Origin of the sequence: Collinsella sp. CLA-ER-H8 (assembly GCF_040092335.1) — a bacterium.
GTDB lineage: Bacteria > Actinomycetota > Coriobacteriia > Coriobacteriales > Coriobacteriaceae > Collinsella.
In genome coordinates this window covers 17,382-41,275 of record NZ_JBBNLU010000002.1, presented here as the reverse complement: position 1 = coordinate 41,275, position 23,894 = coordinate 17,382, and the positions used below count along the sequence as shown (strand labels likewise).

The 23,894-nt window shown below is 59.8% G+C and carries 25 protein-coding genes; 21 read left to right on the top strand and 4 right to left on the bottom strand.

Annotation, left to right across the window (positions count from 1 at the left end; genetic code table 11):
* The first annotated feature begins 464 nt into the window (after positions 1 to 464).
* The 7 genes from AAAX72_RS01455 (at position 465) to AAAX72_RS01425 (ending at position 8,949) form a co-directional block, all read left to right on the top strand.
* Positions 465 to 671: a hypothetical protein gene (locus AAAX72_RS01455; protein WP_117773406.1), complete on the top strand. Its 207-nt coding sequence runs from the start codon at positions 465 to 467 to the stop codon at positions 669 to 671.
* Positions 672 to 673: 2 nt separating this feature from the next.
* Positions 674 to 2,032, top strand: a complete 1,359-nt coding sequence (locus AAAX72_RS01450) for a class I SAM-dependent DNA methyltransferase (RefSeq protein ID WP_349128713.1) — start codon at positions 674 to 676, stop codon at positions 2,030 to 2,032.
* Between the two features lie 78 nt (positions 2,033 to 2,110).
* Positions 2,111 to 2,470 carry a hypothetical protein gene (locus tag AAAX72_RS01445; RefSeq protein WP_349128712.1) on the top strand — a complete coding sequence of 120 codons (360 nt, stop codon included), beginning with the start codon at positions 2,111 to 2,113 and terminating at the stop codon, positions 2,468 to 2,470.
* Between the two features lie 2 nt (positions 2,471 to 2,472).
* A complete protein-coding gene (locus tag AAAX72_RS01440) occupies positions 2,473 to 3,039 on the top strand; it encodes a hypothetical protein (RefSeq protein ID WP_349128710.1) in 567 nt (188 codons plus the stop codon).
* A 195-nt stretch (positions 3,040 to 3,234) separates the two neighbouring features.
* Positions 3,235 to 3,690, top strand: a complete 456-nt coding sequence (locus AAAX72_RS01435) for a restriction endonuclease subunit S (RefSeq protein ID WP_349128709.1) — start codon at positions 3,235 to 3,237, stop codon at positions 3,688 to 3,690.
* A gap of 2 nt (positions 3,691 to 3,692) precedes the next feature.
* The gene (locus AAAX72_RS01430; RefSeq protein WP_349128707.1) at positions 3,693 to 6,785 is read left to right on the top strand and encodes a DEAD/DEAH box helicase family protein; all 3,093 of its coding nucleotides are present in this window, start codon (positions 3,693 to 3,695) and stop codon (positions 6,783 to 6,785) included.
* 40 nt (positions 6,786 to 6,825) lie between these two features.
* Positions 6,826 to 8,949 carry a DUF262 and DUF1524 domain-containing protein gene (locus AAAX72_RS01425; RefSeq protein ID WP_349128706.1) on the top strand — a complete coding sequence of 708 codons (2,124 nt, stop codon included), beginning with the start codon at positions 6,826 to 6,828 and terminating at the stop codon, positions 8,947 to 8,949.
* Between the two features lie 67 nt (positions 8,950 to 9,016).
* Here AAAX72_RS01425 and AAAX72_RS01420 read toward each other — a convergent pair whose 3' ends face one another.
* The 3 genes from AAAX72_RS01420 to AAAX72_RS01410 all read right to left on the bottom strand — a co-directional run bounded on the left by AAAX72_RS01420 (position 9,017) and on the right by AAAX72_RS01410 (position 11,211).
* Positions 9,017 to 9,298, bottom strand: a complete 282-nt coding sequence (locus AAAX72_RS01420) for a hypothetical protein (protein ID WP_349128704.1) — start codon at positions 9,296 to 9,298, stop codon at positions 9,017 to 9,019.
* Positions 9,299 to 9,447: 149 nt separating this feature from the next.
* The gene (locus tag AAAX72_RS01415; protein WP_349128702.1) at positions 9,448 to 10,434 is read right to left on the bottom strand and encodes a hypothetical protein; all 987 of its coding nucleotides are present in this window, start codon (positions 10,432 to 10,434) and stop codon (positions 9,448 to 9,450) included.
* Between the two features lie 123 nt (positions 10,435 to 10,557).
* Entirely contained in the window at positions 10,558 to 11,211 is a 654-nt protein-coding gene (locus AAAX72_RS01410; protein WP_349091912.1) for a helix-turn-helix transcriptional regulator, read from the bottom strand.
* 277 nt (positions 11,212 to 11,488) lie between these two features.
* Between AAAX72_RS01410 and dpaL the strand changes: the two genes are divergently transcribed.
* The 5 genes from dpaL (at position 11,489) to hydA (ending at position 17,708) form a co-directional block, all read left to right on the top strand.
* Positions 11,489 to 12,703 (top strand): diaminopropionate ammonia-lyase, encoded by a 1,215-nt coding sequence (gene dpaL / locus AAAX72_RS01405; protein WP_217750831.1) that lies wholly within the window; start codon positions 11,489 to 11,491, stop codon positions 12,701 to 12,703.
* Between the two features lie 74 nt (positions 12,704 to 12,777).
* Positions 12,778 to 14,163 (top strand): YgeY family selenium metabolism-linked hydrolase, encoded by a 1,386-nt coding sequence (locus tag AAAX72_RS01400; protein WP_055252228.1) that lies wholly within the window; start codon positions 12,778 to 12,780, stop codon positions 14,161 to 14,163.
* Positions 14,164 to 14,363: 200 nt separating this feature from the next.
* Positions 14,364 to 15,566 carry a knotted carbamoyltransferase YgeW gene (gene ygeW, locus AAAX72_RS01395; protein WP_349128700.1) on the top strand — a complete coding sequence of 401 codons (1,203 nt, stop codon included), beginning with the start codon at positions 14,364 to 14,366 and terminating at the stop codon, positions 15,564 to 15,566.
* Between the two features lie 150 nt (positions 15,567 to 15,716).
* Positions 15,717 to 16,331, top strand: a complete 615-nt coding sequence (locus tag AAAX72_RS01390; protein WP_152067670.1) for a nucleotidyltransferase family protein — start codon at positions 15,717 to 15,719, stop codon at positions 16,329 to 16,331.
* Positions 16,332 to 16,340: 9 nt separating this feature from the next.
* Positions 16,341 to 17,708 carry a dihydropyrimidinase gene (gene hydA, locus AAAX72_RS01385; RefSeq protein WP_152067671.1) on the top strand — a complete coding sequence of 456 codons (1,368 nt, stop codon included), beginning with the start codon at positions 16,341 to 16,343 and terminating at the stop codon, positions 17,706 to 17,708.
* A gap of 110 nt (positions 17,709 to 17,818) precedes the next feature.
* Here hydA and yqeC read toward each other — a convergent pair whose 3' ends face one another.
* A complete protein-coding gene (gene yqeC, locus AAAX72_RS01380) occupies positions 17,819 to 18,553 on the bottom strand; it encodes a selenium cofactor biosynthesis protein YqeC (RefSeq protein ID WP_349128698.1) in 735 nt (244 codons plus the stop codon).
* Positions 18,554 to 18,655: 102 nt separating this feature from the next.
* Between yqeC and yqeB the strand changes: the two genes are divergently transcribed.
* The 9 genes from yqeB (at position 18,656) to rpmD (ending at position 23,894) form a co-directional block, all read left to right on the top strand.
* Positions 18,656 to 19,450, top strand: coding sequence for a selenium-dependent molybdenum cofactor biosynthesis protein YqeB (yqeB, locus tag AAAX72_RS01375; RefSeq protein ID WP_349128696.1), 795 nt, complete (start codon positions 18,656 to 18,658; stop codon positions 19,448 to 19,450).
* A gap of 9 nt (positions 19,451 to 19,459) precedes the next feature.
* Positions 19,460 to 20,503 carry an XdhC family protein gene (locus AAAX72_RS01370; RefSeq protein ID WP_349128695.1) on the top strand — a complete coding sequence of 348 codons (1,044 nt, stop codon included), beginning with the start codon at positions 19,460 to 19,462 and terminating at the stop codon, positions 20,501 to 20,503.
* Between the two features lie 312 nt (positions 20,504 to 20,815).
* The gene (gene rplE / locus AAAX72_RS01365) at positions 20,816 to 21,373 is read left to right on the top strand and encodes a 50S ribosomal protein L5 (protein WP_006235260.1); all 558 of its coding nucleotides are present in this window, start codon (positions 20,816 to 20,818) and stop codon (positions 21,371 to 21,373) included.
* Positions 21,374 to 21,452: 79 nt separating this feature from the next.
* Positions 21,453 to 21,638, top strand: a complete 186-nt coding sequence (locus AAAX72_RS01360; RefSeq protein WP_022094280.1) for a type Z 30S ribosomal protein S14 — start codon at positions 21,453 to 21,455, stop codon at positions 21,636 to 21,638.
* 119 nt (positions 21,639 to 21,757) lie between these two features.
* Complete coding sequence (gene rpsH / locus AAAX72_RS01355) at positions 21,758 to 22,156, top strand: 30S ribosomal protein S8 (protein WP_006235262.1); 399 nt, start codon at positions 21,758 to 21,760, stop codon at positions 22,154 to 22,156.
* A gap of 33 nt (positions 22,157 to 22,189) precedes the next feature.
* Positions 22,190 to 22,726: a 50S ribosomal protein L6 gene (gene rplF / locus AAAX72_RS01350; RefSeq protein WP_006235263.1), complete on the top strand. Its 537-nt coding sequence runs from the start codon at positions 22,190 to 22,192 to the stop codon at positions 22,724 to 22,726.
* A 75-nt stretch (positions 22,727 to 22,801) separates the two neighbouring features.
* Positions 22,802 to 23,170 carry a 50S ribosomal protein L18 gene (gene rplR, locus AAAX72_RS01345; protein ID WP_349128693.1) on the top strand — a complete coding sequence of 123 codons (369 nt, stop codon included), beginning with the start codon at positions 22,802 to 22,804 and terminating at the stop codon, positions 23,168 to 23,170.
* A gap of 14 nt (positions 23,171 to 23,184) precedes the next feature.
* Complete coding sequence (gene rpsE, locus AAAX72_RS01340; protein WP_006235265.1) at positions 23,185 to 23,709, top strand: 30S ribosomal protein S5; 525 nt, start codon at positions 23,185 to 23,187, stop codon at positions 23,707 to 23,709.
* A 2-nt stretch (positions 23,710 to 23,711) separates the two neighbouring features.
* Positions 23,712 to 23,894, top strand: a complete 183-nt coding sequence (rpmD, locus tag AAAX72_RS01335; RefSeq protein WP_006235266.1) for a 50S ribosomal protein L30 — start codon at positions 23,712 to 23,714, stop codon at positions 23,892 to 23,894.

The window sequence follows — 23,894 nt, the reverse complement described above, 5'->3', positions numbered from 1 at the left end:
GCATGGAGGGCGCTGCCCGGCACATGGAACTGCCGTCAACAACTGCCATTCTATCAAAGCGCGGTCATAAATACGAATATATGTTCGATAATAACAGCAACGTGATTCCCTCGAATAGCAGCCTTTCGTAAGGGCGGCAGAAGACGACGCTGGGCGATTGGGGATAGACGCGCAGGTCTTCGTCACCGAAAGCCCGTTTGATTAACCAGCCCTCTGTAGGTACACTGCATATTGATGGGCTCGGGATGACCGCTGATTCAAGTCACCGGGCCTAAATTCATATCTATAGGTTTAACCGAATGGCTGACAAGCCTACGGGACCTAAGATTCCATGGCATCGCGAATGGGCAGAACGTTGACTCTCGACTTCCCCTTCTATCTGCGTCAGATGGTCATTGGCTTCTGTTCCTTTGCTAGAATCAGAAGCACATTTGTATTGCATCATGCAATCGCGGGGGTTGCCAATGAAATACGCCGAGCTTGTCGACGGAGAGGCCAAGACAAGCGAGCTCAAGAGCTTTCTTGTGGATGGCGAGAACGTTGCCGTGACCATCCGCATACCTAAAAACATGCGTGATGCGGCGAAGGACGCCGCTGCGCTTTCTGGCATCAGCTTTACCTCGCTGGTAAAGATGAGCCTCATCGAATATCTGACCAAGAAGGAGAAATAGCAGTGGCGGATAGCGACGATCTTATCAAGGCCGTTGGCGCCAATATTCAAGAGAAGGCATCTCTCATTTGGAGTGCCGCCGATACCCTGCGTGGCCCCTACAAGCCTCATGAGTACGGCCTGGTCATCCTTCCTATGACCGTTATCAAACGCTTCCACGACTGCCTTGAGCCCACGCACGATGCCGTTCTCGCCGCAGCTGAGAAATACAAAGCCTTTTCCGTGAAGGACGGCTTTTTGCGCGATGCCTCCGGCTACCCCTTCTACAACACCTCTAAGTTCACCTTCGAGACGCTCAAGGCCGACCCGGAGAACATCGAGGACAACTTCAAGGACTACATCAACGGGTTCTCAGACAACGTGCAGGACATCTTGGCACGCATGAAGTTCGCCGACCAGATCGAACGCCTCTCCGACCCAGACGCCCCGCTGCTCTACCAGGTCGTCTGCGACTTCTGCAAGCCGCAGGCCGACATGTCGCCCGACAAGATCAAAGCTGTGGACATGGGCTACATCTTCGAGAACCTCATTCAGCGCTTCTCCGAGTCCTACGACGAGGACGCCGGCGCTCACTTCACGAGCCGCGACATCGTGTACCTCATGACCGACCTGCTCATTCAGGCAGACCCGCACGTCTTCGACGGCGACCGCATCACGAAGACCGTCTACGACCAGACCATGGGAACCTCGCAGATGCTCGGCTGCACCGAGGAGCGCCTGCGCCAGCTCGACGCCGAGGCCCGTGTAACCTGCTACGGTCAGGAGTTCAATCCCTTCACTTTCGGCATCGCGAAGGCGAGTGCGCTAATTCGTGGCGAGGACGACGCCAACATGCGCTTCGGAGATACCCTCTCCGCCGATAAGTTCGATGGCTTCAAGTTCGACTACTGCATTTCCAATCCACCCTTCGGTGACCCGTGGAATCCTCAGGCCCCCTCGGTGGAGAAGGAATTCAAGACTGCCGGCGGTGGACGCTTCCCCGTTGAGAAGCTTCCCGCCAAGGGCGATGGTCAGATGCTCTTCGTGCTCAACGGCCTGTCTAAGCTCAAGGACGACGGCGTGATGGCGATTGTCCAGGACGCGAGTCCGCTCTACAAGGGCAAGCCCGGCAGCGGCGAGGACAGCATCCGCCGATACGTGTTGGAGAACGACTGGCTCGACGCGATCGTGCAGCTGCCCTGCGACTCGTTCTACAACACCGGCATCGCCACCTACGTTTGGCTCTTCAGCAAGGCGAAGGCACCGGAGCATCGCGACCACGTGCTGCTCATCGACGCCTCCCGGTGCTTCGAGAAGCGCCGCAAGGGCATTGGCGACAAGAAGAACGACATCACCAAGTCCTGCCGCGACCTTATCGTCTAGGCGTACTCCGAGTATCGCGACGGCACTTGGACGGGCGCCGGGTCCAACGGACTAGAGGTCTCCGTCGAGGCGCGCCTGATGGAGACGGTCGAGTTTGGCTTCAACCGCGTTGCCGTGGAGAGCCCCGTCGTCGACGAGGACGGAGAACCCGTCCTTAACAAACGCGGGAAAATGCAGGCGGACAAGGCCAAGGAGGACACCGAGGACATCCCGCTCACTCAGGACATTGACGCCTATATCGAGCGCGAGGTACGCCCGTACAACAAGTACGCCTGGGTGGACAAGAAGAAGACCAAGGTGGGCTACACCGTCCCGTTCACGCGCGTGTTCTACAAGTACGCCGAGCTGGAGCCAGCTGACGAGATCGCCAAGCGCATCCTCGAGCACGAGAAGACGCTCGAGGAGAGCCTCGAGGCCCTCTTCGGAGAGGTGCGTTAGCGATGCGGGAGATGAAGGACAGCGGCGTCGAGTGGCTTGGCGAGGTGCCCGCGGAATGGGGCTTCGATAGGCTTGGCGGCTTCTTTTCGTTGAGAAGCGAAAAGGTATCAGACGAAGATTACGCTCCTCTGTCTGTGACCAAGGGCGGAGTAGTGCCTCAGCTGTCTCATGTCGCAAAGAGCGATGACCATGCGAATCGTAAGTTGGTCTGCAAGGGTGACTTTGCTATCAACAGCCGTTCGGATCGTCGCAATTCCTGCGGTTTTGCTTCTCAGGACGGATCGGTTTCGCTTATCAACACTATTTGCGTTCCGCGCGGAGAGATCGAATCGCGCTATTTCGGCTACTTGTTCGACAGCTCCCAATGGTCAGATGAGTTTTATTCATGGGGCCATGGGATAGTCGCCGATCTTTGGACAACCGGATGGAACGACATGAAGAAGATTCTTCTTCCGGTTCCTCCCCTCCACGAGCAGCGCCACATCGCGGACTTCCTGGACGAGAAGTGCGCCGAGATTGACCGCGCCGTCTCCGCTGCCGAGCGGTCCGTTCAAGAATATGTCGTTTAAAAAAAGGGGCTCGTTACCGAGGCCGTTCGGCGTGCGGGTGGAAAAGAGGTGCGCCTTCGTCACTTGTGCTCAAGGGTATTTGATGGCCCGTTTGGCTCCCATTTGAAGAGCGCCGATTATATCGATGAGGGCATTAGGGTTGTAAGGCTCGAAAATCTCAGGTATATGAGCTTCGATGACTCGAAGCGGTCTTATGTGTCGCAAGAAAAGTACGAAACCATCGCCCGCCATACCGTAATGCCAACCGATTTGATCATGGCGACTTTCGTTGCAAAGGAAGTCCAGGTTGCTTCTCTTCCTAAAGAAGTCCAATTTGCTGTTAATAAAGCGGATTGTGTGGGCCTGCGCTTGAAGAGCGGGGTATGTGTCAATCGGTACGTTCAATATGCGCTGTCTTCGAATGTCGTCCTTGACTATCTCCGAAGCAACCTACACGGTACGACCCGCGATAGGGTTAACACATCGCAGATTAAAGAGATACCGCTTGCCGTTCCGTCCCTCGATGAACAACTTCGCATTGCTGGTTTCTTGGATGAGAAATGCGTCCAAATCGACGCGGCTATCGCCGCAAAGCAAGCCATCATCGCCGACCTCAAGGCGTACAAGCAATCGCTCATTTACGAAGTCGTTACTGGTAAAAGGGAGGTTTAAGCATGCCTGCGCAGACAAAGGAAAAGAACCTCGAAGAGGACATCGAGTCGTTTCTCTGCTCGCCTGAGGGCGGTTTCTTCAAGTGCGACGACAGGCATTCGCTCCTCTACGTCGAGGACGGCACCTATCAGATGGTCGGCGGCGGCTACATGGAGCATCGTGACCGTGCGCTCGACGCCGCCACCCTGGTCAACTTCATCCAGACGACGCAGCCCAAGGCGTGGGATCGCTTCGAGCGCATGTGCAACTCCGATTCCACGGCGAAGTTCGCCAAGGTCTTCAACGACGCCGTCGACCGCCTGGGTATGGTCGCGGTGCTCAAACACGGCTTCAAGCACCGAGGAATTCCTTTCAAGGTCGTATTCTTCAAGCCGGAGAGCGGGCTTAACGAAAGCGCCGCCGACCGCTATGCCAAGAACGTCTGCCGCTGCATCCGCCAGTTCCACTTCGCCGAGACGGGCAACCAGACCATCGACATGGTCCTGGACGTGAACGGCATCCCCCTGGTGGGCATAGAGCTCAAGGACCAGTTCACCGGCCAAGACGTTGAGAATGCCATGCGCCAGTGGCGCGAGGACCGCGACCCGAGGTGTCGCTGTCTCAAGTTCAACACGCGCATGGTGGCCTTTTTCGCCGTCGATCTCGAAAATGTCTACATGACCACCAAGCTGGAGGGCGCGAAGACCTTCTTCCTGCCGTTCAACCAGGGCTCCGCCGGGGCGGGAAACGACGGCGGCGCCGGCAACCCCGCAAATCCCGACGGTTATGCCACGAGCCACTTGTGGGAGGTCGCCCTGCAGAAGGACAGCCTGCTCGATATCGTCAACAAGTTCCTCCACCTGGAGGTCAAGGAAGAGACAGAGCTCGATACGCGCGGCAACGAGGTGAAGCGCAAGAAGGAGCGCATCATCTTCCCCCGTTACCACCAGCTCGACTCCGTGCGTAAGGTCATCGCCGACGTGCGCGCGAACGGGACGGGCAAGAACTACCTCGTGCAGCATTCGGCGGGGTCGGGCAAGTCGAACAGCATCGCCTGGACGGCCTATCGCCTTGCATCCCTCTTTGTGGATGACACCCCGCTGTTCGACTCCGTGGTCGTCGTCACCGACCGCCGAGTGCTCGACAGCCAGCTGCAGGAGACCATCTCGGGCTTCGATCACGCCATCGGCTCGGTCGTGACCATCGGCAAGGACAAGACCTCGGCCGACCTGCGGGACGCCATCAACGGCGGCGCTCGTCTCATCGTCTCGACCCTTCAGAAGTTCCCCGTGATCTACGAGCAGGTCGAGAGCAAGGGTAAGCGCTTCGCCATCATCGTCGACGAGGCACATTCGTCCCAGACGGGAACGAGCGCGCTCAAGCTCAAGAGCGCCCTTGCCGACAAGCGCGACGCGCTCGAGGAGTACGCTGAGATCGAGGCGGAAGCCGAGGACGCCGCAGCCGATTGGGAGGACCAGCTCGCCGACGAGCTCGCGAGCCACGGCCGTCACAAGAACCTGACCTTCGTTGCCTTTACCGCCACGCCAAAGGAACAGACGCTCGAGATTTTCGGCGATGAGTGGCCTGACGGGTCCTTCCACCCGTTCCACGTCTACTCGATGCGCCAGGCGATAGAGGAGGGCTTCATTATGGACCCCCTCGCCAACTACGTGAGTTATTCGGAGGCCGTCGAGCTCGCACGCACGGTCCCCGACAATCCCGACGTACCGAGCAGCCCCACGCTCAAGCTGCTCCGCAAGTATAAGGAGCTGCACCCCTATGCCCTCGGCCAGAAAGCCGAGATCATCGTGGAGACATTCCGCAATGTGACACGCACCAAAATCCGCGGCAAGGGCAAGATGATGGTGGTCACGGCCTCGCGCCTCGCGACGGTTCGCTACTACCACGAGATCAAGCGCTACATGCAGAAGAAGGGCTACGATGATATCGAGGTGCTGGTGGCGTTCTCGGGCGCCATTAGCGACCCGGCTGACGGCCCCGACGGTCCCGAGTACACCGAGCCGGTCATCAACGTCGGCCACGATGGACAACGCGTCGCCGAGAGCCAAACGAAGGCCGAGTTCCACAACTATGGGGACGTGCTTGTTGTTGCCGAGAAGTACCAGACGGGCTTTGACGAGCCGCTGCTGCACACGCTGGTGGTGGACAAGAAGCTCAAGGACGTGAAGGCCGTCCAGACGCTCTGCCGCGTCAACCGCATCCACCCGGACAAGGAGGACACCTACATCCTCGACTTCGTGAACAAGCCCGAGGACATCCAGAAGGCTTTCGAACGCTTCTACACCGAGACGTCGCTTTCCGAGCAGATTAACACCGACCTCCTCTATCAGGTGCAGACCGATATTCGCGGTTACGGGCTCTATGACGAGTCTGACATTGAGGCCGCTGCCGAGATAGTCTTCACCGATGGCAAGGGTAAATCGCAGAGCAACGTGCAGGGTAAGCTCGCGGCCGTTTTGAAGCCGGCGGTCGCGCGTTATAACGAGTTGAACGACGATGAACGCTATCAGGTTCGTCGCAAGGTGCGTAGCTTCTGCAAGTGGTACACCTACATCACCCAGATCGTGCGCATGTTTGACCGAGACCTGCATAAGGAATACGTGTATTTAAGCTATCTGCGCCACCTCCTCAAGGTCGAGAAGATCCCCGTCGAGGCTGTGGACGACAAGGTCGAGATGCGCTTCTACAAGCTCAAGCAGGAGTTCGAGGGCAGCATTTCGCTTGAGCCTGGCGGCGGCGTGCTCGATCCCGGTGGCGCGGCCAAGACCGTGACGCCCGTTAAGAAGCGCGACCCGCTGCAGGTGCTCGTGGATAAGTTCAACGAGCAGTGGGCTGGCAACTTCACCGAGGGTGATCGTGTGGTTATCGACACGCTGTGGAAGCGTATCGCCGAAAACCCGCAGGTCGCCGACACCATCCGTCGCGACGGCAGACAGGTCTTCGAATCAAGCCTGCTGCCCAAGGTGTTCGATGAGGAGGCTCGCCGCGCCTATGTGGAGAACACGGACTCCTTTACCAGCCTCTTTGAGGACAGTGAGAAGTATCGCGCCATGATGAGCGCCATCGGGCAGCTGCTGGTTGAGAAATTCAAGTAGGATTCCTGAGATTGATGTTGGAAAAAGGGGACAATCGCAAATGAAAGCAACCGAGGCAAATCTACTCGACCTTATGGGCGTGGCGAAGATGCAGTTCGTCATTCCCGTGTACCAGCGAGTTTACTCGTGGAGTGTAAAAGAGTGCGAGGTGCTTTGGGATGACGTCATGCGAGCGGGTCGTGATGGCGTATCGCACTTCGTGGGGTCAATGCTTTATATCCCCGAGTCCGAGAGCTCTGCCACGAGCATTTCGCGCGTGCTTCTGATTGACGGACAGCAGCGCATGACGACGTTTTCGTTGATGATTGCAGCTTTGGCTGACTATTTGGAGAGCAACCCCGACAAGGCTGGCTTCCTTGGCGACCTCAAAATCTCGGCGCTGAGGAAAAATTACCTCTTTAACGATGACGACTACAACGGTCTGGCACGCTACAAGCTGGTGCTCTCGCAGGACGATAAAGAGACGCTGTTCTCCATCGTGTCTGGGGCTCCCGTGCCAGATGAAAAATCGGATCGCATTGTCGAGAACCATGCGTTCTTCCGTGAAAAGATGCACGGGAAATCATTCGACCCTGCAAGGCTTTGGGCGGGGCTAAACCGCGTGCAGGTCATCGACACTAAGCTCACCGCTGGCGTTGATAATGCCCAGCTCATATTTGAGTCCATGAACTCCAAGGGCAAGCCGCTCACGCCCATTGACCTCATCCGTAACTACGTTCTAATGTCGCTTCCCAACGACGAACAGACCAAGCTTTATGAGGGTTATTGGCATCCACTCGAGTGCTTGTTCGGAAAAGGCGGCGAGGACGAGTTCAATGCATTTATCTGGTACTGGCTGTGGCTTAAAGTTCCCAATAGGATGCCGAAGGAGAACGAGGCCTACTACGAGTTTAAGCGCTATTTCGCCGACGACTACGATGGTGACACCGAGGGCCTGCTTAAGGAGCTGCGCGGGTATGCACATAGATACGCCAGTCTGTTCCTTGGTAAGGAGAAGGACGACGGACTGCGCCGAGTGTTCAGCAGAATCGTTAGCCTTGATGTGAAGCAGATTAGGCCTCTTTTGATGCTGCTTTACTCAGTTTACGAGGGAAATATGTTGAACCGCAATGCGTTTCTCCGTATCTGCGAGACCATCGAGTCGTTCCTGTTCAGGCGGGCGGTTTGCGGCAGGCTTACCACGGGTCTAAATAATTTCTTTGCCGGCATGTATCGCAATCTTGAGCAACAGGACGATATAGAGGAGTACGTTACGGCGATGCTCCTTATCCACGGTAGCGGTATGACTGCGTACTTCCCGACAGACGAGCATTTTGTCGAGGAGTTTAAGACGCGTGACTGCTACAACCGCTTCTCCAAAAAGCGCTATTACCTGGAGCGCATGGAGAACTGGCACCACCCGAAGGAGTCCATCTCGGCTGACGATTACCAGATCGAGCACGTCATGCCCCAGACGATTGATGATGAGCACGGCTGGAAGGAATCGCTTGGCGAGAACTGGGAAGACATCCACGACAGGCTGTGCAATAACTTGGGAAATCTAACGCTGACGGGCTACAACCAGGAGTACTCAAACCGGTCGTTCTCGGACAAGCTCAATCTTCCTGGCGTGGGGCTTAAGTGCAGTCCGCTCCACCTGAACAAGTCGATCGCCTCGCATGAAAAATGGGGCGAGGCGGAGATTGGGCAGCGCGCGGACGAGCTGGCGAAAGAGGCATGTGAGATATGGAAATACCCCGACCTTTCGGCAGATGTCGTCGACAAGTACCGTCCTTCTCGCGGGGAGTCTGACGAGGCTCCTGTCTGGACTCTGCAGGAGAATCACCCCACTTTTGCTGAAGGCGGACTCAACCAGAAACTTTTCGATGAGGTACGCGAGTCCGTTCTGAGTGGTAACCCTTCGTGGGAGTCCTATATAGCCAAGTACTATGTGGGCTTCAGGTCGGGCAAGCGAAAACTGCATGCCGTGCTAGAAGGCAGGACCAGCAACGGTGGTTGGATTGCCGTCGGTCTGGCAAAGAGTGTGGATGATCTAACGGATCCAGAGGACATATGCCAGGACAAACGCACGCAGGGTGGATTTGGCCCGGGCCTACCAACCTATGTTGCCCTTCGGAATGCTGATGACATTCCCGCGGTACTCGATCTTATAAAGCAGTGCTAGGTTGAAGGCCGGGAATCTAGTTCCCGGCCCTTGCCAGCTCAAAATCGTCGATGGCTCGTCCGCCCGTCTACACCCTTACGATCCTGCGGGCCGCACTCAGCAGCTCGTACTCCCTCTGGCTCCACTGGTACAGCTCGGTCGCGCGTACGGCGTCGCGGCACAGGTCCAGAAACACCTGGGCGCCCTCGCAGAAGCACTCGCGGGCAAAGGCGCCGGATCCGTCCGCAACGCACGCGCCGTCGGCAAAGAGCTTCCAGCTGGACGGCTCGCGCGAGTCGTCTCCGAGCAGCTTGATCTGCAGAACATGTGGGCCGCCAGCGGCACATGGCCCTTCTTCCAACGCCTGCACCGCAAAGCGCATCTGGAGGGACAGAGTATAAAATCCAGAAAAGTGTCGAAATGGGCACCTTAAAACTTCGGAAAAGTGTAGCTGGATGACAAAACAGCACTTAGAAGCCGGTGCTGGATGCGGGATCCTGCGGCTGCCTTCAGCTCTCGCTACTCATCGTCCCCGTCGTTGGGGTCGCCCTTGAGGGTGTTGATGTCCAGGTACTGGTTATCGTCTTCTCTTTGCTGGGTCTCCGACTCCGCTTGGGTGGGGCCGCGGAACAGCTGGAATCCCTCAAACGCAATGACACCGAGCAGGGCAATGATAATGGCGATAAAGGCAACCTTGACTGCCTGCGGAAATTCCGAGAAACGCAGCGCCTTTTCCTCGACGTAATAATCGGCGAAGCGCTCTTCGCCCGTGCTTTTGGTATACGCCGGCGCGGATGCGGCCTCCGGGTCATATTCCGGTGCAGGCGTGGCGGCGTACGGATCGTTGAGATAATCGCTCGATGCGGTGCCATAATTCTCGGTCTCGATGCGACCGGTGCCAGCATGGCCATCGGAATAATCGGAATATGTCGCACCGCCCTCATAGCCCGCGGCGCTCGTGTCGGCGGCAAAAAACGGGTTAACTGGAACATCGAGCGCCGGCATGCCGGTAGAGGTCTCATCCAGATCGGCTGCAGCCCAGGAATCGTAGGCAACTTGATGGGCAACGGGCTCATCGAGCCTTGCGACCGGAGGCTTGCGCGCCGCAGGAACGGGCAACTGCTGGGCGTTATACATAACGGTGCTGTCGGCCGATTTGCCCTGCGTCGCTGCAGCGAGAAATGCCGCCGTCTCGGACGGGTCGCTTGCGGGGCGGGGAGCGGGCGTGGGCGCCGAAGTGGGTGCGGGCGTAGGCGCGGGCGCCGAAACAGGCGACTGCGCAGGAGTCGGCGCAGATGCGGGCTTAGGCGCAAGCGCGGGATTGGGGTTTGACGGGCGAGCCCCGCCGCCCATGAGTTCGTCGGCGGTCCACGGGCGATCATCCATCACGTCGTCAAGGCTCAGCGAAAACAGGTCGTCTTCACCCTCATCGAACATGCGGTGCACATGTCCACCAATTGCCGGAATCAATCCGCGACCGGTGCATGATGCCTTGCTCAACGCCATTCTGTCCCATCCTTTCGAAATACTAATGACATCGATTATATGGAACTTCCCAAGCGGCTCGGTCTTGGATTCGTGCTTTCCAGAACTCGCGCCCAAAAGGGGAGGGGCAATCCAGGCGAGTGCCTACTTGTCGCCGGCCGCCGCCTTGGCCTCATTGAGGTAGCTATAGAAGCTGTACTTGGAGATGCCAAAGAACTCGCAGGCGCGCTCGCTCGACTTGGAAATGAGGAAGGCGCCGCGACGGTCGAGGTAGCCAATGGCACGAATGCGCTCGTCTTTGGTCATGAGCGCCGCGGGCTTGCCCACAAACTGCTCGCACTCGTGCAGCAGGTCCTCGAGCAGGTCGCCGATGTTCTTGGTAATGGGCTCGGGCTCGGTATAGCCCGTGCCGCCGGTGCCGGTAAAGGCATCGAGTGAGCGCTCAAAAGCCTTCATGAGCGTAATGTCAAAGTTGATGCCCAAAATGCCGACGGGCTTGCCCTCGTCGTTGCGGATAAAGATCGTCGAAGATTTGAGCAGCTTACCGTCGGTGGTTTTAGTGAGGTACGGCTCGCGGTCGTGTACATCGGTGGCGCCCTCGTGCATGGACTCAAACACGATATGGCTGGGGCCGTCACCCAGTTTGCGCCCGCTGACGTGGCCGTTTTCGATCACTACGATGGAGTGGTCCACGTCCTCGGTCTCCAGATCGTGGACGACGATTTCGCAGTTGGGGCCAAATTGGAGCGCCAGACCGTGTGCGAGGCGCTTGTAAAACTCAATCTGTGCGGGGGTCATGGGTACCTTCCTAAAAATTAGTTTGGGCTCACTGTGCCATAAACCACACATGACCGCAAACAAATCCATCAACAAGGCAATTCATGACCGTTCGGCGGCGAAAAAGTACCGATTACGGCAACAAACAATTCGTTAGATATACCAATCAAAAAGTGTGATAGAACATTACTAACAAACTTTTTGTTTGGCATCCACATAAAAGTTCAGTCGTGTGAATGGGATCGGGCTGAAACGCGTATGCGGGGGCCGGCAAGAGAGGACTTAAGGAGTTCACCGTATGGCCGATAAGATCCAGTGGGCGGGCAACACGATGCCCAAGAGCGATGACAAGCACTTGGGAATCATGAGCCTCGACCACGTGAAGAAGGCCCGCGCCTTCCACCAGTCGTTCCCCCAATATACCGTCACTCCGCTTGCCCGCCTGGACGGTCAGGCCGCGCGCCTAGGCCTGTCCAACCTGTGCGTTAAGGACGAGAGCTATCGCTTTGGCCTCAACGCCTTTAAGGTTCTGGGCGGCTCGTTTGCCATGGCCAACTACATTGCCGACGAGACCGGCAAGGACGTTGCCGACTGCACCTTCGATTACCTGACCTCCGATCAGCTGGCCGAGGACTTTGGCCAGGCTACATTCTTTACCGCTACCGACGGCAACCATGGCCGCGGCGTGGCATGGGCTGCCAACAAGCTGGGCCAGAAGGCCGTCGTGCACATGCCCAAGGGTTCCACCAAGCCCCGCTTCGATAACATCGCCGCCGAGGGCGCCACGGTGACCATCGAAGAGGTCAACTACGACGAGTGCGTGCGCATGGCTGCCGCCGAGGCTGACGCCTGCGAGCGTGGCGTCATCGTTCAGGACACCGCCTGGGAGGGCTACGAGAAGATCCCGTCCTGGATCATGGAGGGCTACGGCACCATGGCTTCCGAGGCTGCCGAGCAGCTGCGCGAGATGGCCATCAACCGCCCGACCCACGTGTTTGTCCAGGCTGGCGTGGGTTCGCTCGCCGGCGCCGTGGTGGGCTACTTCACCAACCTGTATCCCGATAACCCGCCCACCTTCGTCGTGGTTGAGTGCGCGCCTGCCGCCTGCCTGTACAAGGGCGCTGCCGCTGGCGACGGCGATCCGCGCATCGTGGACGGTGACATGCCCTCCATCATGGCCGGTCTGTGCTGCGGCGAGCCCAACATCCTGGGCTGGGATATCCTGCGCAACCATGCCACCGCCTTCGTGTCCTGCCCCGACTGGGTCACCGCTCGCGGCATGCGCACCCTGGGCGCTCCCGAGAAGGGCGACCCGCGCGTCATCTCCGGCGAGTCCGGCGCTGTGACCACCGGCCTGGTCGAGACCCTCATGCTCGATCCCGAGTACGCCGAGCTCAAGGAACTCATCGGCCTGGACAAGACGAGCTCCGTGCTCTGCTTCTCCACCGAGGGCGACACCGATCCCGACCAGTATCGCCGCATTGTTTGGGAAGGCGAATATCCCACTTGCTAATCGTTGGGGCGGAGTAAATAGGTATCGCTCCGCCACCTCACAGGTAGATTCCTTCGTTTGAAAGGTTATGAACAATGGCTAAAGAACTCGATTTCGACGCTATCAAGGCTGCTGCGGAGTCTCATCGTGCTGATATGACGCGTTTTCTTCGCGCAATGATTAGCCACCCCTCTGAGTCCTGCGAGGAGGGTGAGGTTGTTGCCTGCATCAAGGCCGAGATGGAGAGCCTTGGTTATGACGAGGTCAAGGTCGACGGCCTGGGCAATGTCATGGGCTTTATGGGCGAGGGCGACAAGATCATCGCCATCGACTCTCACATCGACACCGTCGGCATCGGCAACATCGAGAACTGGGATGCCGATCCCTACGAGGGCTACGAGACCGACGAGATCATCTACGGCCGCGGCGGCTCCGACCAGGAGGGTGGCATGGCTTCTGCTACCTACGCTGCCAAGATGATGAAGGACATGGGCCTCATCCCCGAGGGCTACAAGATCATGGTCGTCGGCACCGTCCAGGAAGAGGACTGCGACGGCATGTGCTGGCAGTACATCTACAACAAGGACGGCATTAAGCCCGAGTTCGTCATTTCCACCGAGCCCACCGACGGCGGCATCTATCGCGGTCACCGCGGCCGTATGGAGATCCGCGTCGACGTTCACGGTACCTCCTGCCACGGCTCCGCTCCCGACCGCGGCGACAACGCCATCTACAAGATGGCCGACATCATCGCCGACGTCCGCGCCCTCAACAACAACGGCTGCGACGAGTCGACCGACATCAAGGGTCTCGTCAAGATGCTCGACCCCAAGTACAATCCCGAGCACTTCGAGGATGCCCGCTTCCTGGGCCGCGGCACCTGCACCGTCAGCCAGATCTTCTACACCAGCCCCAGCCGCTGCGCTGTCGCTGACTCCTGCGCCATCTCCATCGACCGTCGCATGACCGCCGGCGAGACCTGGGAGTCCTGCCTGGACGAGATCCGCAACCTGCCGGCCGCCAAGAAGTACGGCGACGACGTGAAGGTCTCCATGTACATGTACGACCGTCCGTCCTGGACCGGCGAGGTCTACGAGACCGAGGCTTACTTCCCCACGTGGATCAACAAGGAGACCGCTCCGCACGTCAAGGCCCTCGTCGACGCCCACAAGGCCATGTTTGGTGACGAGCGCATCGGCTGCGAGCCCAGCATGGACAAGCGCACCGGTCGTCCGCTGTGCGACAAGTGGACCTTCTCCACGAACTGCGTTTCCATCCAGGGCCGCTACGGCATCCCCTGCGTGGGCTTTGGCCCGGGTGCCGAGTCTCAGGCTCACGCTCCCAACGAGGTCACCTACAAGGACGACCTGGTCACCGCTGCCGCCATGTACGTGGCTGCCCTGAACCTCTACGATCCGAGCCAGGCCGATGGCGACGCCACCGTGTTCCGCGCCGGTCTGACCAACAACAAGATCGATTAGTCCCATTCCTCGATTTTGTTGAGCCGGGGGCCGCTCGTGTCCCCGGCACCCCCTGTTGACTTGGGGCCCGCGGTCGTTATCTCCCATGCTTCCTCAACGGTGGCGGGTCCTCGTCATGGTGCTCTGCATGTTCTGCCACACGCGCATGCCGGAGCACATCTACTCATTGCGATCGTTTCATCTTTAGAAAGGACATTTCCATGGACGCTAAGTTTACCGAGCTCGTCGAGCAGCTGAACGGTCTCGACTTTAAGGGTATGTACGGTAGCGACTTCCTGCACACTTGGGACAAGACCACCGACGAGCTCAAGGCGCTCTACATCGTCGCCGACGCCCTGCGCGAGCTGCGTGAGAACAACGTTTCGTCCAAGATCTTCGACTCGGGCCTGGCCGTCTCCCTGTTCCGCGACAACTCCACCCGTACGCGCTTCTCTTTCTCTAAGGCCGCCAACCTGCTCGGCCTTGAGCTACAGGACCTGGACGAGAAGAAGTCCCAGATCGCCCACGGCGAGACCGTCCGCGAGACCGCTACCATGATCTCCTTCATGGCCGAAGTCATCGGCATCCGCGATGACATGTACATCGGCAAGGGCGATGCCTACATGGCCGAGGTCTCCGAGTCCGTGCAGCAGGCCTACGAGGACGGCGTTCTGGATCACCGTCCTACGCTCATCTCCCTGCAGTCCGATTCCGACCACCCCACGCAGTCCTCTGCCGACATGCTCTACCTCATCAACGAGTTTGGCGGCCTCGAGAACCTCAAGGGCAAGAAGGTTGCCGTCACCTGGGCCTATTCGCCCTCTTACGGCAAGCCGTTGTCCTGCCCGCAGTCGCTGATCAGCCTGCTGCCCCGCTTTGGCATGGACGTCACCCTGGCTCACCCCGAGGGCTACGACCTCATGCCCGAGGTCGTCGAGCGCGCCAAGAGCTATGCCGCCGAGTCCGGCACCACCTTTAAGCAGGTCAACACCATGGCCGAGGCCTTCGAGGGCGCCGACATCGTGATCCCCAAGAGCTGGGCTCCGTTTGCCGCCATGGAGAAGCGCACCAACCTGTACGCCGAGGGCGACGACGCCGGCATCGCAGCGCTCGAGAAGGAGCTGCTCGCCCAGAACGCCACCCATCAGGACTGGTGCTCCACGACCGAGCTCATGGAGAAGACCGCCAACGGCCAGGACACCATCTTTATGCACCCGCTGCCCGCCGACATCTCCGGTGTCTCCTGCGAGCACGGCGAGGTTAACGCCGACGTCTTCGACATGCACCGCGTGGGCATGTACAAGGAGGCCAGCTACAAGCCGTACGCCATCGCAGCCATGATGTTCCTGCAGAAGGTTGCCGATCCCGCCGCTACCCTCAAGGCCCTCGACGAGCGCAACACCGCCCGTTGGCTCCAGGCCTAAAGCCGGGTTGAGGTAAGCCATGTAAAGGGGGCGCTCTGCCAACCGGCGGGGTGCCCCTTTTTTGCATCGCGGGCGTGTGGGATAAGCGCTTTCGATGTGGATGCCCGCGGCGCGAGTTATGGGTACGATGGTTTCAGGGGAGGTATCACCATGAAACTTGGATGCGTCATTATGGCTTCGGGCGAGGGCAAGCGGTTTGGCTCCAACAAGATGCTTGCCGATATCTATGGCGAGCCGCTGATTGCTCGGACCATCGATTCGGTTCCCCGGGGCTTTGACGTCGTGGTTTCGACGCGTTGGCCCGAGGTCGCTCAGATTTGCGAGGACAAGCATTGCCCGTGCGTGCTGAACGATGGCGAGCTGCGCAGCGAAAGTGTCCGTGCGGGCCTTTCGTGGGGAGTCGAACGCGACTGGAAAGGATGCCTCTTTTTGCCGGGCGACCAGCCGCTCGTGAGTTCGGATTCTTTTGAGGCTATGGTTCGTGCATTTGACGAGCGTGGCCGCAAACATCCGGTGCGTCTTGCGTGCAACGGTGAGCCTTCGAGCCCGGTGCTCTTTCCGGCGGAACTGTTCGATGCACTTATGTGTCTTGAGGGCAAGGACGGCGGGGGCTCGATTCTCAAAGGTCGCGTCGACGTTGCGCTGGTCGAGGCGCGTGCCTACGAGCTGTGGGACGTCGATACCGTCAAGGGACAGCGACGCATAACGGAGCATATTGCCGCCTGCTCGTATTTTGATCGCGTGGCCAACTGCATCAATCAATAAGGAGCAATTATGATCATCATCAAAAACGGCGCGCTCGTGACGCCACAGGGGCTTCGCCGCGCCGATCTTGCCATGGAGGGCGATAGGATCGTGCGGATCGCCGCGGCGATTGAGCCGGGCGAGGGCGATACCGTCGAGGACGCCGCGGGCTGCTGGGTATTCCCTGGCTTTATCGACGGCCACACGCACATGCAGTGCTGGACCGGCATGGATTGGACGGCCGATAGCTTTGAGACCGGCACGCGCGCGGCTGCCTGCGGCGGCACGACGACCATTGTGGACTACGCGACGGCCGATCGCGGCGTGACCATGCCCGATGCCTTGGTCGAGTGGTATCATCGCGCCGACGGCACCTGCACCGCCAACTACGCCTTTCATATGGCACTCGCCGAGTGGAATGAGCGCAACCGCGCCGATCTTTCGGCTATGCGCGAGGCGGGCGTATCGTCGTTTAAGACCTACTTTGCCTACGATCATTTGCGCCTGGACGATGCCGAGACGCTCGAGGTGCTCGAGGAGCTCAAGCGTATTGGCGGCATACTGTGCGTGCATTGTGAGAACGGTACGCTGGTGAATGAGCTGCAGAAGCGCGTGTACGAGCAGGGGATTCATGGGCCCGAGGGGCATGCGCTCAGCCGTCCGGACGTGTGCGAGGGCGAGGCCGTGAGCCGCCTGCTGTATCTGGCGCACCTGGCCGGGGACGCTCCGGTCAACGTGGTGCACCTTTCGACCAAGCTGGGGCTCGAGGCCATTCGCGCTGCCAAAGCGCGCGGGCAGAAGAACATCTATGTCGAGACCTGCCCTCAGTATCTGATGCTCGACGATACTTGCTACTTGGAGCAGGGCGAGGACGGCTTTGCGGGCGCCAAGTACGTGATGAGCCCGCCGCTGCGCCATGCCGGTGACCGTGCCGCGCTACGCGAGGCGCTTGTGGCCGGCGAGATCGATACGATTGCGACCGATCATTGCAGCTTTAACCTGCACGGGCAAAAGGACCGCGGGCGCGACGATTTCCGCGCGATTCCCAACGGCGGGCCCGGCGTGGAACATCGTCCCGTCGCGATTGCCACGAGCTTTGAGGGCCAGCTGGGCCCCGAGGATCTGTGCCGCTTGATGAGCGAGAACCCGGCGCGCGTTTTTGGCATGTATCCGCGCAAGGGCTGTCTTGCCGAGGGTGCCGATGCCGATGTGTGCGTGTGGGATCCCAAGGCGCGCTGGACGATCAGTGCCGCGACGCAGCATCAGGCTGTGGACTACACGCCGCTCGAGGGTTTTGAGGCACATGGCCGCGCCAAGGCTGTGTTTGTGAACGGCGTGCTGGTGGCGCGCGATGGCGAGCCCACCGGAGCCCAACCCGGCCGCTACGTCCCCCGCTAACAGGAAGATCACCGGATTCCCCTCCGCAGTTGCGGTGAAATACGGACTGTTTGCGGCCGTTTGGCGGCCAAACAGTCCGTATTTCACCGCAACTGACGAGATGGGGCCGGCTACTTGAGGCTGGTGGCGACGATGGGGCGGCCGAGGGCTGCCTCGAGGCGGTCGGCCATCGTGGGGTCGCTGAGCGTGTCGGCTTGGTTGAGCATGATGCGGGCATTGTTGAGGTTCAGCATCTGCAGCTCGGCATTGAGCACCATGGCGACGCGCTCTGGGGTGGCAGTGTCGGTGAGCTCGCAGCCGCAACGCTCGCAAAAGAGCTCGGGGCGGTGGACGGCTTCGTTGATGGGCTTGCTGAGCCCCGAGGCGCCGACGAGCCAGATGACGTTGGCCGTGCCGGCGGGAACGACCGGCTCCCACGGGGCATGCGCCTTGAGCGGGAGCCGCTTGCTGCCGTCCGCCTCGGCCAGGACGTAGTCAAAGCGCTGCGTCAGCTGCTCGAGCGGCTCGGCAGGGGAGGAGAGTTTGCCCGTCTCCGGGTCCAAAACACCCGCCTGGCAGATACTTCCGCGGCTCATGCCCGCGCATGCCTCGCAGGTGCAACCGGGGACATGCGAGGCGCCCGGCTTCCAAGGCGCGGCGTCCAGGCGACGATTCGACCCGTCCCATGGCACGCCGGCAACGGGAAGCATATGCGTGGTGGTGCAGAGGAGCACGCGGCCGCCAGCGCGCATGAGCTCAAGACCCAGCGTTTTGAGCAACGTCGACTTGCCGCCGCTGCCGATAATCGCGGTAATGCCCGGCTCGATCCTGAGCGCCGAGGCAAGATTGCCGCTAACCGTTTCCATCTGTTCACCGCCGTATAATACTGTGATAATAAATAATCATCAGAGTAGCGGTCGAACCGCTTTTGCTCTGCTCAAACCGTAGCACAGGGAGGTGCCCCGGGAATGCTCGTTTATGTTCGCGGCGCCGGCGATATCGCCACGGGTGTCGCCGCTCGCTTGGTGCGCGCCGGCGTGTCGGTTGTTATGGCCGATATCGCGGTTCCCACGTGCATCCGCCGCACAATCAGTTTTTGCGAGGCTATTCGCCTGGGCGAGGTCCAGGTCGAGGGCATTCGCGCTCGCTTGGCGCAGACGCCGGCAGAGGCGCTCGAGATTACCCAAGCGGGGGATGTTGCCGTCGTGGTGGACCCTCAGGCCAAGATGCTCGATGAGCTTAAACCCGCGGCTGTGGTCGACGCGATTTTGGCCAAGCGCAACCTGGGCACCACGCGCGACATGGCGCCTACCGTTATTGCCGTGGGGCCGGGCTTTACCGCGCCGGTTGACTGCGATGCCGTGGTCGAAACCATGCGCGGGCATTTCCTGGGCCGTGTCATTACTCAAGGTTCGCCCCAGCCCAACACGGGCGTGCCGGGCATTATCGCCGGCTATGGCAGGGAGCGCGTAATCCACAGCCCCGCCGCCGGCGTGTTTCGGTCCGACCGCGCAATCGGCGACATCGTGAGCGCCGGAGACGTGATTGGCTACGCGGGCGATACGCCCATGTGCACGCAGATCGATGGCTGTCTGCGCGGGCTTTTGGCGAACGGCGTGCGGGTGACTGAGGGCTTTAAATGCGCCGATGTCGATCCGCGCGGCGATGCCAGCTATATCAACTACATTTCGGACAAGGCGACGTCGGTCGGCGGCGGCGTGCTCGAGGCACTCGCTATGCTCACCGATATCTTTAGAGGATAGAAGGCGGCAATGGAAAAGCTCGATGTTGTGAATGCGGCGCTTGTCGCCCTGCGTGCTGGCGAGATGTGCGAGCTCGTGGTCGTGGCCGGCACGGCGGGGTCGTCGCCGCGCGGCGTGGGCGCCTGGATGGCCGTCTTTGCCGACGGTAGCCAGGCGGGCACCATCGGCGGCGGCAAGATTGAGCTCTTTGCGCTGGACGAGGCGCGCGAACTCCTGAGCGCGGGACAGTCGCGTCTGGTCCGCTACACCATGGGCGGCGAGAACTCCGATACCGGCATGATCTGCGGCGGAGCCATCTGCCTGTGCTATCTGCATCTGGATGCGACCCAGGCACCGTTGTTCCAGGAAATTGCCGACGTCTTGGTCTATCGACGCATCGGCGACTTCGTCATCGACTTTGAGCCGTTTATCGCGAGCGCGCTCGAGGGCGATGTGGCCGAGTACCATGGCGAGGCATCGCGCCATACCATTGCGGGCTGCCCCGGGCTTTCACTGGTGGAGGAGGGGAGTAACGTCACCTACACCAACGCTGCCTCTGAGATTCCCGCGGCGCACATCGAGACGCTCTGCCCCGAGGGCCTGACCTACATCTTTGGCTGCGGCCACGTGGGCGCCGCGACGGCGCGGGTGCTCACGGCGGCGGGCTTTGCCGTCGTGGCGTGCGACGACCGCCCCGGCACGCTGACCCCCGATTGGGTGCCCGGTGTCTACGATCGTCGTCTGGTCGACTACAAGAGCCTGAGCAAGCAGTGCCCCATCGGCCCGCGCGACCTGGTGGTCGTCGCCACGGCGGGTCACAAGTCCGATATCGACGTGGTGATTCAGGCCATGCGCGCCAAGCCTGCCTACCTGGGCTGTCTGGGTTCGCGCCGCAAGACGGCCTTTGTGCGTGCCCGCCTGGAGCAGGAAGGCTTTACGCAGGACCAGATCGACGAGTTGCACCTTCCGATCGGCGTTGCCATCGAGGCCGAGGACCCCGAGGAGATCGCCATCTCCATCGCCGCCGAGATGATCCACCTGCGCCGCACCAAACTCGTCCCCCGCAAGCGCTAATCCCCGTTCCCACCGATAAGTTGCGGTGAAATACGGATTGTTTAAGCCTGTAAGGCCGCCCAACAGTCCCTATTTCACCGCAACTGCTTTTTGGGATCCATTTGTGCGGGGGAGTTGTGGAGTTGTGCAGGCAGACGAGGTTTTTCTGGAAATACGCTCCCGATGCGCGTATAGTACCGATTGTTTTGTCGGCTCCTGCTGCGTCGAGTCCAAACCGCAAAATGCCATGAGCGGCGCGGATGCAGCCAGGAGGCACGAGGACAACCCATCGTGGCCACGCCCCGTGCTTAAAACCCCAAGAAGGAGTGAACAATGGCAGAAGAGAAGTATGTGCCGCGTCTGAAGACCAAGTACAACAACGAGGTCAAGCAGCAGCTTCAGGACAAGTTCCAGTACGAGAACGTCATGATGATCCCCAAGTTTGAGAAGATCGTCGTGAACATGGGTGTCGGCGAGGCCGCTACCGATTCCAAGGCCATCGACGGTGCCGTGCGCGACCTGCGCGCCATCACCGGCCAGCAGCCGATGATCACCCGTGCCCGCAAGTCCATCGCTACCTTCCGCCTGCGCGCTGGTATGCCGATCGGCTGCAAGGTTACCCTGCGTGGCGACCGTATGTGGGAGTTCTTCGATCGTCTGACCTCCGTCGCGATCCCCCGTATCCGCGACTTCCGCGGCATCTCCGCCAAGAGCTTCGACGGCCGTGGTAACTTCTCCATGGGCGTCACCGAGCAGCTCATCTTCCCCGAGATCGACTTCGACTCCGTCGATCACCAGCGTGGTATGGACATCACTTTCGTGACCACCGCCAACACCGATGAGGAGGCCAAGGCCCTTCTGGACGCCTTCGGTTTCCCGTTCAAGAAATAGGTTCACCTGCCCTATAAGCGCCGTTCCCACAAGGGGGCGGCGCTTGGGGCGAACAATACTCTATGTGAGGAGGATATAAGTGGCTAAGACATCGATGATCGTCAAGTGCAATCGCAAGCAGAAGTTCTCTACTCGTGAGTACACGCGCTGCCAGCGCTGCGGCCGTCCGCACTCTGTGTACCGCAAGTTCGGCCTGTGCCGTGTCTGCTTCCGCGAGCTTGCACTCAAGGGCGAGCTTCCCGGCGTTAAGAAGGCCAGCTGGTAAGTCACTACCAGCGTTTCAAGCATCAGTTTGGAACAGGGAAAACGCGCTAAAAAGGCTTTGCCGTTAAGGGCGGCGAAGAACCAAGAGCACGTGTTCATCAAGAACGAAGGAGAATCTGTATGAACCTTACAGACCCGATCGCAGATATGCTTACGCGCATCCGTAACGCTAACTCTGTGAACAAGGCCACGGTCTCCATGCCGAGCAGCAAGAAGCTCGTCGAGATCGCTCGTGTTCTGCACGAGGAGGGCTACATCGAGGGCTACGATGTCGAGGACACCGTTCCCCAGAAGACTCTGCACATCACGCTTAAGTATGGTCCCAAGAAGGCTAAGGTCATCAACGGCATCCGCCGCATTTCCAAGCCGGGCCTGCGTAAGTACACTGGCGTTGCCGACATGCCCCGCGTCCGCGGTGGCCTTGGTACCGCCATTATTTCCACCAGCCATGGCGTCATGACCGACCGCGATGCTCGCAAGCACAACGTCGGCGGCGAGATCATCGCTTACGTCTGGTAATTCGCTCGGTAGGTAGAAGGAAAGGAGATCACCGTGTCTCGTATCGGTAATAAGCCTGTCCAGATTCCCGCCGGAGTCGAAGTGGCAGTCAACGGCAACAACGTTGTCGTCAAGGGCCCCAAGGGCCAGCTCGAGCTCGATGTCTTTGAGAAGCTCGCTATCAACGTCGAGGACAACGTCCTCACCGTTTCCCGTCCCGACGACGAGCGTGAGACCCGTGCCCGCCACGGCCTCACCCGCGCCCTCATCCACAACATGGTTGTTGGCGTTTCCGAGGGCTTCGAGAAGAAGCTCGAGCTCGCCGGCGTCGGTTACCGCGTGCAGCAGAAGGGCAAGAACCTCGAGTTCTCCCTGGGCTTCTCGCACCCCGTGATCGTCGAGGCTCCCGAGGGCATCACCTTCGAGGTTCCCGACAACACCCACGTGAACGTCAAGGGTATCAACAAGCAGCAGGTCGGTCAGATCGCCGCTGAGATCCGCGGCCATCGTCCTCCCGAGCCTTACAAGGGCAAGGGTATCCACTACGTTGGCGAGCACATCCGCCGCAAGCTGGGTAAGGCCGCCAAGTAGTCGTAACCGACTCACTCGCATAAGACCAGCACCCCGTCAGGTGCTGGCAAGATCAACCTTTTTAGGAGTTTACGTATGAACAAGCATAAGGCGAAGCTGGAAGGCCTCAAGCGTCGTCAGCGTCGTGTTCGCGGCAAGGTCTCGGGTACCTCCGAGCGTCCGCGTCTTCGCGTGACCCGTACTAACGCCAACATGTATGCCCAGATCATCGACGACAGCAAGGGCTCCAGCCTGACGCTCGTCTCTGCCTCGACCCTCGAGGCCGAGTTCAAGGGCACCCACACCTCGAACAAGGAGGCTGCGGAGAAGGTCGGTCAGCTCGTTGGCAAGCGCGCCATCGAGGCCGGCATCACCAAGGTCGCCTTCGATCGCGGTGGCCGTATCTACCATGGCCGCGTCAAGGCCCTCGCCGACGGTGCTCGTGCCGCCGGTCTCGAGTTCTAGGAGGTATGTAGCACATGGCTCGTAATCAGAAGCAGCAGCGCGAGGCCTCCGAGTTCGAGGAGCGCGTCGTTTACATCAACCGCGTGTCGAAGACCGTCAAGGGTGGTCGTCGCATGAGCCTCGTCGCTCTCGTCGTCGTTGGCGACGGCAAGGGCAACGTCGGCGTTGGCATGGGCAAGTCCGCTGAGGTGCCCATGGCCATCTCCAAGGCATCTCTCGATGCCAAGAAGAACATGTTCCACGTGCCGGTGACCGAGCAGGGCACCATTCCGCACGAGGTTCTCGGTCACTTTGGTGCCGGCCGCATCATCATCAAGCCCGCTGTCGAGGGTACCGGCGTTATCGCCGGCGGCGCTGTGCGTCCCCTCTTCGAGCTTGCTGGCATCAAGAACGTCCTGTCCAAGTCCCTCGGTACCGACAACGGCCTCAACATCATCAAGGCTGCCGTCGAGGGCCTCAAGGAGCTCTCCAGCCCTGAGGACGTCGCGGCTCGCCGTGGCCTGACGGTCTCCGAGATGTTCGTCGGTAAGGAGAACTAAGCATGGCTGACACCATCAAGATCAAGCAGGTCCGCAGCACCAACGGTTGCAAGCAGGACCAGGTCCGTACTGTCCGTGCCCTCGGTCTCCACAGGATCCGCGAGGTTCGCGAGATTGCTGACAACGAGTCCGTCCGCGGCATGATCTTCAAGGTCAAGCACCTTGTCGAGATTGTAGAGGAGTAG

What these genes read in the sequence shown, in the direction of transcription:
- yqeC (WP_349128698.1), bottom strand. Translation starts at nt 18,553, where the DNA reads ATGGAAACGGTTAGCGGCAATCTTGCCTCGGCGCTCAGGATCGAGCCG.
- AAAX72_RS01425 (WP_349128706.1), top strand. Translation starts at nt 6,826, where the DNA reads ATGAAAGCAACCGAGGCAAATCTACTCGACCTTATGGGCGTGGCGAAG.
- rpmD (WP_006235266.1), top strand. Translation starts at nt 23,712, where the DNA reads ATGGCTGACACCATCAAGATCAAGCAGGTCCGCAGCACCAACGGTTGC.
- rplR (WP_349128693.1), top strand. Translation starts at nt 22,802, where the DNA reads ATGAACAAGCATAAGGCGAAGCTGGAAGGCCTCAAGCGTCGTCAGCGT.
- AAAX72_RS01415 (WP_349128702.1), bottom strand. Translation starts at nt 10,434, where the DNA reads ATGGCGTTGAGCAAGGCATCATGCACCGGTCGCGGATTGATTCCGGCA.
- AAAX72_RS01410 (WP_349091912.1), bottom strand. Translation starts at nt 11,211, where the DNA reads ATGACCCCCGCACAGATTGAGTTTTACAAGCGCCTCGCACACGGTCTG.
- AAAX72_RS01430 (WP_349128707.1), top strand. Translation starts at nt 3,693, where the DNA reads ATGCCTGCGCAGACAAAGGAAAAGAACCTCGAAGAGGACATCGAGTCG.
- AAAX72_RS01440 (WP_349128710.1), top strand. Translation starts at nt 2,473, where the DNA reads ATGCGGGAGATGAAGGACAGCGGCGTCGAGTGGCTTGGCGAGGTGCCC.
- dpaL (WP_217750831.1), top strand. Translation starts at nt 11,489, where the DNA reads ATGGCCGATAAGATCCAGTGGGCGGGCAACACGATGCCCAAGAGCGAT.
- hydA (WP_152067671.1), top strand. Translation starts at nt 16,341, where the DNA reads ATGATCATCATCAAAAACGGCGCGCTCGTGACGCCACAGGGGCTTCGC.
- AAAX72_RS01390 (WP_152067670.1), top strand. Translation starts at nt 15,717, where the DNA reads ATGAAACTTGGATGCGTCATTATGGCTTCGGGCGAGGGCAAGCGGTTT.
- AAAX72_RS01445 (WP_349128712.1), top strand. Translation starts at nt 2,111, where the DNA reads ATGGAGACGGTCGAGTTTGGCTTCAACCGCGTTGCCGTGGAGAGCCCC.
- yqeB (WP_349128696.1), top strand. Translation starts at nt 18,656, where the DNA reads ATGCTCGTTTATGTTCGCGGCGCCGGCGATATCGCCACGGGTGTCGCC.
- rpsH (WP_006235262.1), top strand. Translation starts at nt 21,758, where the DNA reads ATGAACCTTACAGACCCGATCGCAGATATGCTTACGCGCATCCGTAAC.
- rplE (WP_006235260.1), top strand. Translation starts at nt 20,816, where the DNA reads ATGGCAGAAGAGAAGTATGTGCCGCGTCTGAAGACCAAGTACAACAAC.
- AAAX72_RS01400 (WP_055252228.1), top strand. Translation starts at nt 12,778, where the DNA reads ATGGCTAAAGAACTCGATTTCGACGCTATCAAGGCTGCTGCGGAGTCT.
- AAAX72_RS01455 (WP_117773406.1), top strand. Translation starts at nt 465, where the DNA reads ATGAAATACGCCGAGCTTGTCGACGGAGAGGCCAAGACAAGCGAGCTC.
- AAAX72_RS01370 (WP_349128695.1), top strand. Translation starts at nt 19,460, where the DNA reads ATGGAAAAGCTCGATGTTGTGAATGCGGCGCTTGTCGCCCTGCGTGCT.
- ygeW (WP_349128700.1), top strand. Translation starts at nt 14,364, where the DNA reads ATGGACGCTAAGTTTACCGAGCTCGTCGAGCAGCTGAACGGTCTCGAC.
- rpsE (WP_006235265.1), top strand. Translation starts at nt 23,185, where the DNA reads ATGGCTCGTAATCAGAAGCAGCAGCGCGAGGCCTCCGAGTTCGAGGAG.